Consider the following 16,814-nt stretch of genomic DNA (forward strand, 5'->3'; position numbering starts at 1 on the left):
AGGTGTAACTACTGAGCTCAAGTTTTTCACCTTAAATCTGTTGTTTTAACAGCGGCGCAGGCGATTCAATAATAGCACAATTTCGTCAGTTGCCGATCGCATTTTTGCAGTCGATAGGTCAGATTGATTGACGATAATGCTAAACACCAGCGGCTCGTAATTCGGAACTTCGATATATCCCGACAGCGCCGAAACTCCGCTCATAGTTCCTGTTTTTGCTTGCAAATTTACGCGGTTTGGTGTAATATTAAAGCGATTTTTCAAAGTGCCGCTCTCGCCAGCGATCGGCAGTGATGCGCGGTAAATCGATGCAGCAGGTGAATTGGCCATAAATCTCAAAGTTTCCACTAAGGCTTCTGGAGTAATTAAATTGTGCCGAGACAAGCCGGAACCGTCGGCTAATCTGTAGCTGTTTGGATTTACTCCTAATTGAGTTAAAACTGTCTTTAGCTCTTTCAAACCGCTTTCACCTGTATCCTCTTGTGGCACTGGCATCTTGCCTGTGAGTGTTGGCGGCAGGGGGATCTTGTCTGTAACTTTTCCCAGCAATCTCAATAAAACTTCTGCATAAAGATTGTTGCTTTCGCGATTAGTTTCTCTCACCAATTCAGCCAGCGGCGGCGATTCAACGGTTGCTAATTCTTGATTTGAATTGCGAGAAGCCGATGCAACTAAAGTCTGTTTAACAGGAATTCCCTCAGTCGCCAGGGCTTGTTGAAAAGACTGCAAAAAATTATTAGCGGGGTTGACAACTGCGACATAAGCTGATTCAGGTTCGCCACCAACGTTCAACTGTCCGCTCACTCGAATTATAGGTCGATCAAACTCCCGACCAACTTCAATAAACTCAGATTCGCTTTGGGCGACTGTTACTGAATTGTTCTGAAGTTGCCACTGATTTGCCAGCTTTGGTTCGGCAAAAGTAACTTTCAGAGGTTGCCCAAGAGCCTGTGGGGACAAGAGAAGGTCGATCGCGTTTTGATTGAAAATTAAACTGTTAATCGGCGCTCCGTAACCCGCTTGGGCGTCTTCCCATTCCCAATTCGGATTAACTGCACTGCCTAGAAAATAGCTGTCATCGCCAATCAACTGGTTAACTTGACTGATTCCCCGCTGCTTCAACTGCTGCGCTAAAGATTTCAACTGAGCCTCAGCAATGCTGGGATCTCCCCTGCCGGCAACGTACAAACTTCCATTTTCGCCGCTGTAAACCGATGTCTTAATCCGAAAATCTGCACCGAGTTTCTGCAAAGCAGCGGCTGTAGTTAGCAGCTTGGCATTTGATGCTGGAATAAAATATTTTTGGGCGTCGCGGCTGTAGAGAGTAGTAGTAGAAGATAGAGGTTGAATCAAAATGCCCCAGCGCGATCGACTAAATTCGGGACGATTGGCGATCGCATCTACTTGCGCCCCCAATTCCCCAGGACAAATATCCCCAGCCACCGCAGGCGTTTGAGCTACTACCTGCGGAGTGTATCCGATAATTAGCACTAACAAACTAACTGCAATTCGTTTAATTTTCAAAGCGTAATTTCCATAATAGATAAGATTTTATGAATTTTTGATTAATACAAAAACCGCAGATTTCAGGCAGATTAACACAGATTAACGCAGATAAGTTCCTGATTGGAAAGCGAATGAAGGCAAGAGGTCTATTAGATGCGCTAGAGCTTGGAAGTCTCACCGAATAAAGTCAAGACTAATAATAATAACGCGCATGAATTCTCGGATTGAACAGCGCCTCTACAGGTTTTCCGCCTTTGAGGTGCTCTTCCACAATTAACGGTACATCACTCGGTTTAACTCGACAATACCAAATTTCGTCCGGGGTAACTCGTACAGTCGGGCCAGTGGTGCACTGTCCCTGACAACTACAGGCCTCCACTTTCACCCCTGTAACTTGTTGAGCTTCAAAAGCAGCTAGCACTGCTGCTGAACCATTTTTCAGGCAAGATTGATACTGGCAAACCAATACACAGCGCGCTTCTGGTTGGGAGTCTGGTTCTCTGGCTGGAGATTCTGGCATTGGTAAGGATTTATCCGCTCTTTAAGATATCTTAACAATCTTGTCAGGTCGATCGCTCGCCGGAGTCCGGCAAACGGCAGAATTTTATAGTGCGATCGAAAAAAACAGCAAAATTCTGGCATTCAAACTTTTTCCTTCCTTCTACCTTCTAACGAATCCCTTCAGCAGAGCTGCCTTTGTTCAGTCTGTGTCACGCTTTCCCTATATGATCGATTTAGAGCAACAACTCAATCAACCGCTAATCATGCCAAAAACAGTAGCCGATGTAATGAGCCGCGAGCCGATTTTGGCGCGACCCGAAATGCCCTTGAACGAAGCGATTAAAATTTTAGCCGATCGACGCATTAGCGGTCTTCCCGTCGTAGATGAGAATGACTTGTTGGTAGGAGTCATCTCCGAAACCGACTTGATGTGGCGGGAAACCGGCGTCACTCCGCCCGCTTACATCATGGTGCTCGACAGCGTGATTTACCTCGAAAATCCCGGTCGTTACGAGCGAGAACTCCATAAGGCTTTAGGGCAAACAGTAGGAGAAGCGATGAGTAAAGAGCCAGTTACCATCGAACCAGACAAATCTCTCTCAGAAGCGGCAAAATTGATGCACGATCGCAGCATCCACCGATTGCCGGTGCTTGATACTGCCGGCAAAGTAATTGGCATCCTCACTAGGGGAGATATTATTCGCTCGATGGCTGCCGAATCTTAAATTAACTGTTGCAGTTCCAGGACTGTATCAGAAAATGAGTCGATCGCTCTTTCAATCTCGCTGACTTTTTGCAATTACCAATTATCTAGATTCACGACACGGAAGTCAGGAATAGACGCAGAGCAATTTTTGCTTTCTTGCTTCTTCTTCCTTCTTCCCTCTTTCTTCTTCCTTCTTTCCAATTACCAATTATCAAATTTAAAATCGAATGAGCATTACCCCTGAGTCTGTCGAACAATTGCTGAATTCCGAGGATTTTGGCGAAAGACTGCGAGCAGTCAACCAACTGCGGCAACTAGAACCCGCGATCGCCTATAAACTGATTCAAATTGCGATCGGCGACAAAAACGTCCGGGTTCGGTACGCAGCAGTCAGCCAAATGTCAACCCTCGGCACGCAGAATCTGCCGAACGCTTTAGAGGTACTGCGAAACAGCTTGAACAACGACCCCGAACCCGACGTGCAAGCAGCAGCCGCCGATGCTTTGGGCGCATTGAAATTAACCGAGGCTTTAGAAGATTTGCAGCAAGTTTATAGCAGTACCTCTGAATGGCTGGTGCAACTGAGCATCGTTGCGGCTTTGGGAGAAATGGGAGATCCGAAAGCCTTTCCGATGTTAGAAAATGCCCTGACTTCTGAAAACGAATTGATCCAAACCATTGCCATCAGCGCATTAGGTGAATTGGGAGATAAACGGGCGCTGCCGCTGCTGCTTCCCTACGCTTCCAATGCAGATTGGCAGATCCGTTACAGAGTAGCTCAAGCTCTCGGGCGGTTGGGCGGTAAAGAAGCAGAGGCGGCTTTGGAAATTCTCGCCAAAGATGAGGTTGAGCAAGTTGCTCAGGAGGCTAGAGCCGGACAAGAAAATATTTTAAAGTTGTGAGTTTTGAGGTGTGAATTTTGAATTAATTTAGAATTTTTTTTGAGGATTCTACTAAAAACTACGTTCGCGATTGCTAATATCAGAAACCCGGTTTCTTCCGAGATTTCTCGTTACCAAACGTAAAAATCGTAGAAACCGGGTTTCTCGCCCCCGCGAGTTGGCGCGCGATCGCACACATAATTCAGAAACCCGGTTTCTTCCTATATTTCTGGTTCCTCTCTGCAAAAGTTGTAGAAACCGGGTTTCTAGCCAGCCAGCCAGCGGGCTGGTTGCGTAGCGCAAACCTTACTGATCAGGAAAAATCTAAAATCTAAAATCTAAAATCTAAAATTGTATTGATGCCACGGGCGATCGCAAATTCCATTGAAACTCTTCTAAAATTCGATCGCACTCTTCCCTTACCCAATCAGAGCCGATCCCTTGACATCCGCACTTTGACAAAAGCTATAATCAAAATAGATACAGCAGTAGCAGGGATTCACACAATTATTGAATTGTCCCCAACTAGCTAGCGATCGGGGAAACTATCGTTAAGACGGTAAGCCATCTACCAGCAAAACCAAGTCTTAAAACTATCTATCATCCCCATGTTTGAACAACTACAAAATTCAGGTTCTCAGTCCTTGGACATTTTAATAGGAGAGCGCTCGGCATTTCAAGTGGCACCAACTTCAACCAATCAAAACTTTATTTATAAAGTTTTAGAACTCACCAACATAGAACGCAACAAATTAGGTTTGTCCCCCCTAACCTTAAATACTCAGTTACTAAATGCGGCGGAAACTCACAGCCAAAACATGGCACTGCAAGACTTCTTCGATCATACCGGCAAAGATGGTTCGTCATTCACCAGTCGCATTACTACAACGGGCTATAAATTTGCGGATGGAGCTGCAGCGGAAAATATTGGTGTAGGATATTCTACACCTGAACAAGTCATAGAAGGGTGGATGAACAGTCCCGGCCACCGCACTAATATTCTTAACCCCAATCTCAAAGAAATTGGGATCGGTTACTATTTCTTAGCCAACGATACTGGCACTGAAAATTGGAATCACTATTGGACGCAGGTTTTTGCGACTTCTCTTGACGGTACTACCAATCCCGCACCCACACCAACTCCCACACCAACTCCCACACCAACTCCCAACACATTGGTAGCAATTACTTCCCCAATACCCAATGCTACAGGGGACGGCAGCCCGACGCCAGCACCCAAGAATACAGCCAGCGGCGGCAATTATTTCCTATCAGATAGTGGGGATTCTCAAATACCTGCAACTGCTGCGGGATTGCCAATTTTTGCTCTTTCTGGTAAAGATAATCTCACCGGTGGAGATGGTGTTGACATTATTAATGGGATGCAAGGTGCTGATACAATTAATGGCGCAGGTGGGAATGACAGCTTATTGGGTGGCAAAGAATCGGATTCAATTGATGGCGGTGTTGGCAATGATTTTATCAGCGGCAATAACGATAACGATCGACTAATCGGATCTGACGGTAATGATACTATTCGCGGCGGTAAAGAAAACGATATCTTGATTGGCGGTAACGGGGACGATTTGTTGGGGGGCGATCGCGGCCAAGACATTCTGATCGGCGGTGCTGGAAATGATACGTTTATCTTAGCAGGAGATGTGTCTGCTTCGGCTACTTTAGTAAGTGCGGATGCGATCGCCGATTTTGCGATCGGGGATAAAATTGGTTTGACTGACGGTATCGGATTTGCAAACTTGACTTTTGAAGATGTGAGTTTGCAGTTGGATGGAGGCGCAAGCATCGCTTCTACGGCGATTAAGTCTGGTAGTAATTATTTAGGAATCGTGCAGGGTGTCAGTCAAAGTCAGCTTACATCTGCTGTTTTTGTTAACGCCTAAAAAACAGCATATCGAGATTCCCGACATTTTGGATAAGTCGGGAATCTAAAAACAAGAGCGCTTTAGTGGTTCAGCGTGAAATACCATCTTTTTGTGAGAAATTCACAGACTTTGTTTGGCTTATATCGCAGCGCTGAATTGAGTACAATTACAGCGTGGGACTTACGCCAATTAAGTTAAAAGTGTGTGGCAATAGCGATAGATTCTGCATCAGACTCAAGCGAGTCCTTTAGCAGTTTGGTGATTGTATCAGCGTTAGCAGGGCGACTGAAGTAAAACCCTTGACCTTCATCGCAGCCTCGCGCTTGCAGGTAGTCACGCTGCTCCTTGGTTTCAATGCCTTCTGCGGTGATCGTTAACCGCAGACTTTTTGCCAGAGCAATGATCGCATCAGTAATGGTGGCGCTGTCCGGGTTAGACAGTACATCTTTGACAAATGATCGATCGATCTTGAGCATATTAACCGGAAACCGTTGCAGGTAGTTGAGGGAACAATAACCTGTGCCAAAGTCGTCTAGGGCGAGGGACACGCCAAGTTCTCGCAGTTGCGTTAAGGTTGTGACCGATCGCTCAATGTCAGTCATCAAGGCACTTTCAGTCACTTCCAGTTCTAAATAGGCAGCTTCGAGTTCGGTCTCTGCCAAAATTTGGCGAACCATCTCAACCAGATTCGTTTGCTCAAATTGTCGAGCCGACAGATTCACCGAAATCCGCAGGGCTGGCAGCCCAGCCAGTTGCCAGCGACGGTTTTGAGCGCAAGCCGTTCGCAAGATCCATTCACCAATGGGCACGATCTCGCCATTGGCTTCGGCGATCGGAATAAATTTTACCGGAGAGACCAAACCCTCTGTAGAATGCTGCCAGCGAACCAGCGCCTCCGTTGCTGTCACCCGTCCGCCCTGCAGGTCGATCAGCGGTTGATAGTAAACCAGTAGTTCGTTGCGCTCCAGGGCTCCGCGCAGGCTATTTTCTAGGGCCAGTCGCTCCTGTAAATTAACGTTCATTTCGGGTGAATAAAACTGATAGTGACTCCGCCCTTGCTGCTTTGCCTGATGAAGTGCGAAGTCGGCTTGCTGAAGAAGTTTCCCTACAGAATTCGTATTTTCTAGATGGTTCAATGTAATGCCAAGACTGGCGGTGATGTGGATCGGGTTGCCCTTGATAGAGAAAGGTTTGATCAGCGTACTCAGCAGCAGTTGGGATAGCTTGACCACACTCTCCAGGGAGGGGAGTTCGCTGCGAGCGATCGCAAACTCACCGTCGCCCAAACGCGCCAACACATCTGACGGATCCATGCACTGTACCACCCGTTGGGAAACGGCTCTAATTAGTAAGTCGCATATCCGAGGCTCCAACGCATGGCGCATCCCTGTGAAATCATCGATACCCAATACCAGCACTGCCACCAAGGGTGAGTGATTTTGAGATCGGGTTTCATTCAGGCGATCGCAGAATAAGTCACGATTTGGCAATCCAGTCAGTTCATCGTAGTGGGTAATGTAATGAATCAATTCATCTAGTTTGTAAAGCGTTTGTGAGGAATTTGCCATCAGCGTACCGACTTCATCAGTAAACTCTGTGGGTAAGTTCGGCAATGTTCTGGTATCGAGGTAGTTTTGTAGAGCCTCCGAGGTTAAGATTACCGGAACCAGGAGGTGGCGTAGCGTATAAAGCGTTGCTGCCGTACCCGCTAATGTCGCCAGCAGAGCAATCACCAGAACCCGGACTGATGTCTCTATAGAGTAAGCGTTGGAGGTGAGAAACCAGACCATTAAGGTGAGCAAAGGAACGTGCGTGCCTAAAAATGCAACCACCATAATTTTGGCAGTGTAGCTTTTTTTCAGCCAGGGGATATGCCCCAAGAATGAGTATAGGTTAACGTTAGGTTTTGGTTGCATAGGACTCGGTTTTAATTTTCAAGGTGGGTAGAGTATCCAGCAGTCTCGTACTAGGTGCGTTGGCTTCAGAAACTGCTTTTTTAACTAAGGAGCGATCGCCTTAGATTTGACAGATATTTTACAAAGCGATCGATAGACAATACCGGGCCGCGCTCGCTTGTCTGATAAAATATCCAAGCGATCGCCAAACAATAAATATATATACTGACGCTAATCGCATTTCTCAAAAACGTCAATGATCCACGTCAAAAATCACCGAAATTGACTTTTTTAAAGCTACAAATTCGATCAACCTTCAGCTTTTAGTCCGCTACTGATAACTAATGACTAATGACTAATAACTAATAACTAAATTACCAAACGGATGATTGCAGGTAGCTTTAAACCGCCAGAAGGCTGGCAGGAAAAGAGCGCAATTTTGAAGAGTTCCATTAATAGTTACCGTGTTCTTTGGTTGTGTCACAAGTATTAGACTCCCAAAGATCGCGAGTATGTCGATCGCGCTCAAAATACCAAAAGTGTTTATCACATCAGATCCACTGAAGAGATTTCACAATTTTTTGAATCGATGTTGACAGTGGACAGTTGACAGTGGACAGTTGACAGTTGACAGTGGACAGTTGACAGTTGACTGCTGACTACTGACTAATTGATGCCACAGCCGATCGCAAATTACCTTGAAACTCGCCCAAAATTCGATCGCACTCTTCCTTCTCCAAATTAGTCCAGTGCATCATCAAAGCCAGCTTTACAGACTTGCCGCTTTTTTCCAGCAAAAAACCCGCTTCATCCCGACTCAAATCAGTTAAGTCTTGTAACATCCGTATAGCCCGATCGCGCAATTTCTGATTAGTAACCGCCACATCAACCATCCGATTGCCGTAAACCTTCCCCAGCTTCACCATTACGCCAGTCGAAAGAATATTCAAAGCCATTTTAGTCACCGTGCCCGCTTTCAAGCGCGTCGAACCTGCGACTATTTCCGGGCCAACCAACAACCGAATATCCACATCAGCCTCAAAACTCACCTGTTCGACTGGTACGCAGGCGATAAACACTGTTTTCGCCCCCCGCTGGCGCGCTGCGTGCAAAGCGCCCGCTACAAACGGCGTTGTGCCCCCAGCCGTAATCCCGACAACCACATCTAAGTTGGTAATGTGACGGTGGGCGATCGACTCCGCCCCATCCTGGGCCCGATCCTCCAAATCCTCCGAACTCCGCACCAAAGCCCCCGCACCCCCGGCAATTATGCCCTGTACGAGTTCTGGCGGCGTGCAGAAGGTGGGGGGACACTCGGCGGCATCCAGCACCCCCAAACGCCCGGAAGTACCCGCACCGACGTAAAACAGACGACCGCCTTGACGTAGAGATTCGGCGCCGATGTCGATCGCCTGGGCTAACTGTTCGCGGGCCAGGGCGATCGCGCTTAAGGTTTGGGCGTCTTCCCGGTTGAACAAGTCCACTAATTCGATCGAGCTAAGTTGGTCTAAATTCTCGCTGTTGGGATTCACCTGTTCCGTCAGCAGATGCCCCCGTTCTTCCAAATTCTTCATATTTTGCAATTCAAGTCTATCTACTAATGAGTACCGATTACTGACTACTGACTGCTGACTGCTGACTACTGACTACTGCCAACTGCCAACTGCCAACTGTCAACTGTCAACTGACTACTGCCAACTGCCAACTGCCAACTGTCAACTGTCAACTGTCAACTGTCAACTGTCAACTGTCAACTGACTACTGCCAACTGCCAACTGCCAACTGTCAACTGTCAACTGTCAACTGTCAACTGACTCTCACAAAAGTCCTTCGAGTCGGCGGCGCATAGAATCCAGTTCGTCTTGGGAAACATCAGAATCCGACTCCGGCTGTGACTCCGGTTGCGACTGCCCCTCTGCTTGCCACTCAGTCTGTGTTACATTGTCTTCTGGCGGGATCGCCAGCGCGCCCGCCGGTACCAGTTCCCAATCATAATCAACACTGTCGCAGAACTCCTTAATTTCCTCATCGTCGATCGCCTCGACAGCGGGTTCGGGGAAATCCTGGGCTTCCAACATCACGCCAAAGCGTGTCGCGTCGTCTTCTGACTCAAACATCAGAACTTTGTTGCGATCGCCGAGTTGAATGGTATGAATTCCCTCATTCTCGGTGCGGGCATTGAAGAGTAAGACGAACACTCGCATAAGTTTTAAAGACCTTCTTAACCACCGTTTTTTTATCTTAGGAGCGATCGGGCAACCGATTTTAAATTTTATATTTTAGATTTTAGATTGACCACCGATCCTGCACTGGCGCGATCGAAAGGAGTTGGGGTATTTGGACGACTTGGTTTGATATTTTAGATTTTAGATTGACCACCGATCCTGCACAGCGGGGGAAACCCAGAGGATTTGGGGGAGTTGGAGGACTTGGTTTTAGGTGATGTTGCGTGTTTTGATTAAGTTCGGTAAAGGTTTCTGGAGTCTACCCTGGAGTGGGGCGTGCCTTCGGCCTTCGTTGGGCGCGATCGGCACTTCCGACCTCACTTCTGAGTCTACCAAAGGCAGAAGGCACACTGGCGAATCACAGAAATTATACCTGTCTAAAATTGGCTGATTCCCTTAATTCCTGAATTCTCTGATTTCTGAGAAACACCCATGACTAACTCCGACGATAACAAAAATCAACTCGCACCCCGTCCCCACCGCCGCTGGTGGCGTCTGCTGCTGCTTAGCGGTACGGGATTGGGTATTCTCGCTTTGGTGGGGGCGGCGGTAGGATACCAGTGGGTGCGGGAAAAGTTAGCTCCTTTGGTGGAAACTGAAGTCAGTCAGTTGCTGAAGCGGCCTGTGCAAATCGGACGTTTGGAGAGATTTTCTCCGACAAGTTTGCGGTTTGGCCGATCGACTTTACCTGCAACTCCTACAGATCCAGATTACGCATCTACAGAAGCAGTAGAAGTAAAATTTTCAATTTTGCCACTGCTGTTCAACCGCACTCTAAAATTAGATCTTACCTTAATTAAACCCAGCGTTTATATCGAACAGGACAAGCAGGGTAGCTGGATTAATATTCCCACCTCAGAACCCAAAAAACCAGGTTTATTTAAAACAGAAATTGATGCCCTGCGCGTTGAAAATGTCAGCGCAGTTTTGGTGCCAAATCCCCCCATCGGACAGCCAAGATCGGTTCCAATTTCTGTAAGTCTGAACAACGGCAGTGCTTTATTTCGCGAGCAAAATCAGCGCATCCTCTACGAAGTAAACGGTCAGTTTACTAATAATGATAATTTTGCAGTAAAGGCAGATTCTCTGTTGCCTGCGGCTCAAACTAACCTGCAGTTGCAAGGTCAAAACTTACCTTTGTCCGACCTCGCCCGCTTGCTGAAACTGCCGGGAATTTCTTTACAAAAAGGTCTAGCAAATGGCAATTTAACCGTGCAATTGCGAGATAATAAATTATCAGCACTTACTGGAACTGCTAGTTTTGCCGGATTGCAGGCAAATATCAAGCCGCTGAAACAAACAATCCAAAATAGCAGCGGTCAATTGCGGTTTCAGGGAACTAATTTGATTGTGGATAGTTTGACTGCTAATTACGGTATAATTCCAGTTAAAATAGCTGGAACAGTGGCAACAGGAGAAAATTTTAATCTAGAGCGAGCTAGCTTCAATCTAATAACTAACGTGCAGCCGGTAGCCGTGGCAAATGTTGTCAGTGCGGTGGAAACAGAGTTAGGGAAGAAAGTTGTATTGCCGATCGCAGTTGCGGGGGAAGTTAAGGCCGATGTTAAACTGACTGGAACCGTTGCAAATCCACTGCTGATAGGTACGATCGCCTCCACGAAACCCGCTGTGGTCGATCGCCTGCAATTAAACAATATTAGCACTAATTTTAAGCTGGAACCGAGGAGAATGGCTCAAACCACAACTCCCAAAACTCAATCTTCTATTCCCCCATTTTCCTCTCTAGGTTTGGCTTTGAGCGATATGTTGATAGTGCCGGCTGCCGGTGGTAAAATTAGCGGTAAAGGTGAAGTCGATATAGCTTTATCGAGCGGGAATTCGCGATCGGGTTTGGTGTTTGATTTGCAAGCTGAAAATGTACCGGGAGATGCGATCGCCCAAATTTACGCTGTCCAGATTCCTGCTACTGTTAAAATTGGCAATATCTCCGCCAAAGCTCAACTTTTCGGCCCTTTTGACAACATCCAAGCTAGAGTTAAATGGCAAGCACAGCAAGGAACTTTTCCCGCAAGCGGTGAAATTATCGCCGCAGGCAATACGGTGAATTTGCAAAATACAGTTGTCAAAATTGGCGACACTAATGTAAATGTGGATGCAGCGGTAAAAGATCGTCAGTGGGAAGCGTTGATCGGGGGCGATCGCATAGCTATTAATAGTTTGCAGCAAGTCTTGCCAGAACTTAATTTACCTCCGCAATTAACAGGTTTCTTCAGTGGAACCGCCGAGGCTGCGGGAACTCTGGACGATTTGAGTTTAAATGCGATCGCCGCTAACGCCAAAGGAACACTAGATATTGCTGACAGTATTGTAGATGTTCGCGGCAAACTGGAATCCGGCCGGTGGCAAGTTTATGGCAATACAGAACGAGTTGCTGTCAATCAATTAATTGATATTGGTTTACCGTTTGTCAACCTAAAATCCTCAGCAAATCTCGACAATATCAAATCCAAAATCCAAAATCTCAAGTCCCTGGGCGGACAGCTAACAGGTGAAGTTTTAGCTACGGGAAATGTTGACAATTTGACCGCTAGCGGCATCAATATTAAGACCAACGGCAAACTCAATTTTGCTGACAGCAATGTCAATTTGCAAGGAGAATTGACAGAGGGAAATTGGCAAGCAACCGCAGAAACCGATCGCACTTCCATCAGTCGCTTGGTAGATTTAGGATTGCCGCTGTTAGATGTCGCTTCCGCCTTCAATCCCGAAAATCAACAATCTGCCAATCTCAACAATCTAAAATCCAAAATCCAAAATCTAAAATCGATTGACGGACAGCTATCTAGTCAATTTACAGCATCGGGAAGTCTTGACAATTTGACCGCTAGCAGCATCAATGCCAGCGGCAGAGGGCAACTCAATCTTGCCGGCAGTAATGTCAATTTTAAAGGAGAATTGACAGAGGGAAATTGGCAAGGAATCGCAGAAACCGATCGCACTTCCATCACCCGCCTGGTAGATTTAGGATTGCCGCTGTTAGATGTCGCTTCCGCCTTCGTTGCTGAAAACCCCCAAACAGTCGCCAATCTCAACAATATAAAATCTAAAATCCAAAATCTAAAATCGCTAGACGGACAAATATCCAATCAAATTCAAGCGTCAGGAAATCTGAATAATTCAACCGCCGCCGATATTTCAGCCAACAGCAGCGGCCAACTCAATATTGCCGACGGTACGGTTGATTTTAAAGGTAAATTAGATGGTGGACGGTTGCAAGTTTTCGCTGATGCCGATCGAGTTATTCTCAGCCGCTTAGAACAAACAATCCGCGATACCCAACTATTTACCCTGACGGCGACTTTGCCCAAAGGATTTGACGGCAGAGTTAACGGCCAACTGGAAGCAGCGGGCAGTTTGAATAACTTGACAGCAAAGGGAATTAGTGCTAAGGCAGAAGGAGTGATTTTGGTCGATCGACTAGGGGCGATCGATACTGCAGCCACATTGGAAAACGGCAACTTAGAAGCATTGCTAGAAACCAACGGAGTTACAGTCAGCAACTTAGAACAAACCCTCAAACAAACAGGTTTGCTGACAGCCAATTTACCGCCAGAAATAGCCGGCACCCTCGACGGTAAAGTCCGAATTTTGGGCAGTGTAGATAATTTAACTGCCAACGGCATCACCGCCAAGGGCGACGGACAAATTCGACTCGCCAACGGTGGCGGAGTTGTCAACGCCACAGGTAGCGCCGCCTCCGGGAATTGGCGCGCCTCAATCGAAGGCGACCAAATTGCCTTAAGTCGCTTCCAGAAAGCCTTTGAAGCCCAGCGCCAAAGCTTGCAAGCCAGCGGTTTAGTCTCCCAAGCCCAAAATCTCCCGCTATTGCGAGGCATATTTAACGGCAATGTCAATTTATCCGGCCCGATAGCCGCTGCTTCGGGGGCACCGCCCCTACAAAATGTTCGCGCCGGCGGCATTTTCCGCATCTCCGAATTGCCGTTTTTGAAACAACCTTTTGACGCAGTATTTAACTGGGACGGAAAGCGGGTAGAAATAGAAAAAGCTGCAACTCCGGGTTTGACAGCCAGCGGTTTTGTGAATGTCGAACTCGAAGGTAAAGGATTGCCATCAATTGAAAATTTGGATTTGGATATAAAACTCTCCAATTTTAACCTCGCAGCCTTACCAACTGAACAGTTGGCATTTTTGAAAGCAGGGAATGTCAACAACGCTTCAGAAACAAATCAGCCTGTTCGCGGCAATGTCGATTTCACGGGCCGCCTCACCGGAAATCTCTCCGCCCTCAGTTTAGTTGGCGATGTGGAAGTGCGGAATTTAGCAGTAAATCAAGTTGAATTCGATCCTGTACTGGCGGGGATTGTGAGTGCGAATTCCGATAAAAGTGTAAACTTGCGTTTGGCCGGCGCAAGCGACAAAATTGAATTAGCTTTAAATTCATCTTTTCTGCCGACTTCTTTCTTAGTTAAACGCGGGGAATCTGTAGCCCGCGGCGAAACTGAGGGAGAAACTTTGCGAGTGAATTTAAGCGATTTTCCCCTCGCTGCTTTGAATCTGTCGCCCGGTAAAGATGCCGGTTTGGGGCCGATAACTGGTACGGTTTCGGGACAGGTGAATGTACCGGGCTGGAAGATGCCGTTAAATCCGCAGACTTTGCAAGCAAACGGACAAATTGCGATCGCGCAACCGGCGATCGGCTACATTAAAGGTGATAGTTTTCAAGCCGAATTTAGCTATGCTAACGGCAGCGCCACTCTGACAAACGGCATCTTCCGCCAAGGTACGGGTGAATACTTAATTTCCGGCAATGTGAAAACAGGCGCAAACCCGGAATTTGCCGGGAAAGTTAACATCAAGCAGGGCAACTTGCAGCAGATTTTAGTCGCTTTGCAGTATTTCAATTTAGGCGATTTAGCCAGAGGCCTCAAACCTCCCGTTTACGCTAACGCCGCCGACGTGCAAACTGTCGCAGTCGGAGAACCGGAAGCCCCGTTAATCGAACAGTTGCGCCGTTTGGCAGAAATTGAAGTGCTTTTGCAGCAGCGGCAGGAGGTGATGGCCCAATCGCAAAAATTGCCGCCGCTATCTCAATTGCAGGGGACTTTTGGCGGAGAAATTGCTGTTGCCGGTTCTTTGCGAACCGGTGTGCAAGCTAAATTTAATGTTGAGGGCGATAATTGGCAGTGGGGCCAATATGTCGCTGAAAAGTTCAGCATTGAGGGCGGTTTTCAGGACGGGGTTTTAACTATTTTACCTCTGGAAATTCGATCGGGCAAAAGTACGATCGGCTTTTCGGGACAACTAAGTCAAAAAGCTCAATCCGGGCAGTTGCGAATCGAAAATGTGCCGGTGCAAAAGTTAGCCGAACTGGTAGAATTGCCCTTTGTCGATGTCACCGGAAATTTGAATTTGCGGGCGAACTTAGCCGGCAGTTTGGAAAATCCGCAGGCCACCGGGGAATTGAGTTTGGTTGAGGGTACGCTAAACGGAGAACCGATTAAACAAGCCGACGGTAGTTTCAGTTACAGCAACGCCCGCCTGAATTTTGGCGGCAGCGCTTTGGTAACTCAAACCGAACCGATTGAAGTGCAGGGAAGTTTGCCTTTTGAGTTGCCGTTTGCAGCCGTGAAAGCTGACAGCAATCAAATCGATTTGAGGGCGAATTTGCAAAATGAAGGTTTGGCAATTATTAATGTATTGACTCCGCAAGTTGCGTGGGTCAGTGGCAAGGGACAGGTGCAAATTCGCGTGGGAGGAACGCTGGAACAGCCTGTAGCGCAAGGAATTGCAAATTTTGAAAATGCAACTGTCCGCGCGCAAGCTTTCCCAGAACCGCTGACAGGGCTGACTGGGACGATGCGCTTTGAGGGCGATCGTATTCGGGTAGAAGGAATTCGGGGACAGTTGAGTCAGGGACAAGTTGTGGCCGCTGGCGTGATTCCGCTGTCTGTGCCTTTTGCGGAGGGCGATGTCGATGCGGCTAATCCTTTGGCTGTGAATTTAGACAAGTTGGCCCTAAATCTCAGAGGATTGTACCGCGGCGGCGTAGTCGGTCAAGTGCAGGCAAGGGGCACGGCTAGGCGCCCGCAGTTGAGCGGTAATATTGAACTGTACAACGGTGAAGTATTTCTGCGGAGTCCCGGCGGCGGCACAACAGAGTTAGCTTCTTCCTCTTCTGCTTCTGATTCTCCTTCCACATCTTCCGCTTCCCCTGCGACTGAGGTTTCTGCTTCCCCTACAACTGAGGTTTCTCCTTCTCCTGCAACTCCGACTACCCCTTCCTTTGAAGTTGGATTGAACGATTTGCGGCTGAATTTGGGCAGAGGAATTCGGGTAACAAGTGCGCCGATATTGAGTTTCCAGGCGACTGGGGGTTTGACGGTGAACGGAACTTTAGACGATATTCGCCCGGAGGGTACGATTCGGTTGACTTCCGGGTCGGTGAATTTGTTTACGACGCAGTTTAGACTCGATCGAGGATACCCGCAGACTGCTACCTTTATACCAGGACAAGGACTCGATCCGACGCTGGATGTGAGGTTAGCAACTTCGGTACAGGAAGTAACGCGCTTCCGCACTCCGGGAACATCTGTCGCCTCTGAAATAGCCGATGAACCGACAAGTTTCGGCAGCGTGCGGAGTGTCAGAATTCAAGCGTTAGTGCAGGGAAGGGCTTCTCAGTTGGCGGAAAGTCTGGAGTTGAGGAGCTCTCCAAGCCGATCGGAAACAGAGATTGTAGCGCTGTTGGGCGGCAGTTTCGTGCAGACTTTGGGACAGGGAGACAGTACACTGGCGATCGCAAATTTAGCCGGTGCGGGTTTATTGAACAACATTCAATCTGCGATTACTAACGCCACAGGATTGAGCGAATTTCGCTTATTTCCTACTCGGATTAGAGGCAACGAAGCACAAACTGCTAGTTCCAGTTCTGGTGCGGGTTCTCTCGGTTTAGGTTTAGAAGTTGGGTTTGACATCACGCGCAATATTTCAGCCTCAATCATTCGAGTTTTGTCAGCAAATCAACCGACAGAATTTACTGTGCGCTATCGATTGAGCGATAAAATTTTACTCAGGGGTTCGAGTAATTTTCAAGGAGACAACCGCGTCACTGCTGAATATGAATTGAGGTTTTAGTCAGTTGGCAGTTGACAGTTGGCAGTTGTCTGTTGTTTTTCTAATTCCCAATTCCCAATTCCCAATTCCCAAAAATTTGCTATAATAGTAACAGCAGCAAA

General features: G+C 47.4%; 9 protein-coding genes. 4 read left to right on the forward strand and 5 right to left on the reverse strand.

The genetic code is table 11. The features are described from left to right. Positions 1–45: 45 nt before the first annotated feature. Both dacB and QUA44_RS04435 read right to left on the reverse strand, forming a co-directional pair. Positions 46–1,518 carry a D-alanyl-D-alanine carboxypeptidase/D-alanyl-D-alanine endopeptidase gene (gene dacB / locus QUA44_RS04430; RefSeq protein ID WP_333248928.1) on the reverse strand — a complete coding sequence of 491 codons (1,473 nt, stop codon included), beginning with the start codon at positions 1,516–1,518 and terminating at the stop codon, positions 46–48. Positions 1,519–1,699: 181 nt separating this feature from the next. Next, positions 1,700–2,026 carry a (2Fe-2S) ferredoxin domain-containing protein gene (locus tag QUA44_RS04435; protein WP_333248788.1) on the reverse strand — a complete coding sequence of 109 codons (327 nt, stop codon included), beginning with the start codon at positions 2,024–2,026 and terminating at the stop codon, positions 1,700–1,702. Positions 2,027–2,270: 244 nt separating this feature from the next. Between QUA44_RS04435 and QUA44_RS04440 the strand changes: the two genes are divergently transcribed. From QUA44_RS04440 to QUA44_RS04450, 3 genes are all read left to right on the forward strand, one after another. Further along, positions 2,271–2,732 carry a CBS domain-containing protein gene (locus QUA44_RS04440; protein ID WP_333248926.1) on the forward strand — a complete coding sequence of 154 codons (462 nt, stop codon included), beginning with the start codon at positions 2,271–2,273 and terminating at the stop codon, positions 2,730–2,732. Positions 2,733–2,940: 208 nt separating this feature from the next. Next, positions 2,941–3,615 carry a phycobilisome degradation protein NblB gene (nblB, locus tag QUA44_RS04445; protein WP_333248786.1) on the forward strand — a complete coding sequence of 225 codons (675 nt, stop codon included), beginning with the start codon at positions 2,941–2,943 and terminating at the stop codon, positions 3,613–3,615. A 659-nt stretch (positions 3,616–4,274) separates the two neighbouring features. Further along, positions 4,275–5,495: a CAP domain-containing protein gene (locus QUA44_RS04450; protein WP_333309519.1), complete on the forward strand. Its 1,221-nt coding sequence runs from the start codon at positions 4,275–4,277 to the stop codon at positions 5,493–5,495. Between the two features lie 176 nt (positions 5,496–5,671). Here the strand turns inward: QUA44_RS04450 and QUA44_RS04455 are convergent, their stop codons facing one another. From QUA44_RS04455 to QUA44_RS04465, 3 genes are all read right to left on the reverse strand, one after another. Further along, positions 5,672–7,393 (reverse strand): EAL domain-containing protein, encoded by a 1,722-nt coding sequence (locus QUA44_RS04455; protein WP_333248779.1) that lies wholly within the window; start codon positions 7,391–7,393, stop codon positions 5,672–5,674. Positions 7,394–8,031: 638 nt separating this feature from the next. Then, a complete protein-coding gene (gene murQ / locus QUA44_RS04460) occupies positions 8,032–8,946 on the reverse strand; it encodes an N-acetylmuramic acid 6-phosphate etherase (protein ID WP_333248777.1) in 915 nt (304 codons plus the stop codon). Between the two features lie 243 nt (positions 8,947–9,189). Further along, on the reverse strand, positions 9,190–9,576 hold the full coding sequence (locus QUA44_RS04465) for a DUF3110 domain-containing protein (RefSeq protein WP_333248775.1): 387 nt from the start codon (positions 9,574–9,576) through the stop codon (positions 9,190–9,192). A gap of 453 nt (positions 9,577–10,029) precedes the next feature. Here QUA44_RS04465 and QUA44_RS04470 point away from each other — a divergent pair, with 453 nt between their 5' ends. Further along, the gene (locus QUA44_RS04470) at positions 10,030–16,713 is read left to right on the forward strand and encodes a translocation/assembly module TamB domain-containing protein (protein WP_333248774.1); all 6,684 of its coding nucleotides are present in this window, start codon (positions 10,030–10,032) and stop codon (positions 16,711–16,713) included. The last annotated feature ends 101 nt before the right edge of the window (positions 16,714–16,814 follow it).

Origin of the sequence: Microcoleus sp. N9_A2 (assembly GCF_036701775.1) — a bacterium.
GTDB lineage: Bacteria > Cyanobacteriota > Cyanobacteriia > Cyanobacteriales > Microcoleaceae > Microcoleus.

What these genes read in the sequence shown, in the direction of transcription:
- QUA44_RS04440 (WP_333248926.1), top strand. Translation starts at nt 2,271, where the DNA reads ATGCCAAAAACAGTAGCCGATGTAATGAGCCGCGAGCCGATTTTGGCG.
- murQ (WP_333248777.1), bottom strand. Translation starts at nt 8,946, where the DNA reads ATGAAGAATTTGGAAGAACGGGGGCATCTGCTGACGGAACAGGTGAAT.
- QUA44_RS04465 (WP_333248775.1), bottom strand. Translation starts at nt 9,576, where the DNA reads ATGCGAGTGTTCGTCTTACTCTTCAATGCCCGCACCGAGAATGAGGGA.
- QUA44_RS04435 (WP_333248788.1), bottom strand. Translation starts at nt 2,026, where the DNA reads ATGCCAGAATCTCCAGCCAGAGAACCAGACTCCCAACCAGAAGCGCGC.
- nblB (WP_333248786.1), top strand. Translation starts at nt 2,941, where the DNA reads ATGAGCATTACCCCTGAGTCTGTCGAACAATTGCTGAATTCCGAGGAT.
- QUA44_RS04455 (WP_333248779.1), bottom strand. Translation starts at nt 7,393, where the DNA reads ATGCAACCAAAACCTAACGTTAACCTATACTCATTCTTGGGGCATATC.
- QUA44_RS04470 (WP_333248774.1), top strand. Translation starts at nt 10,030, where the DNA reads ATGACTAACTCCGACGATAACAAAAATCAACTCGCACCCCGTCCCCAC.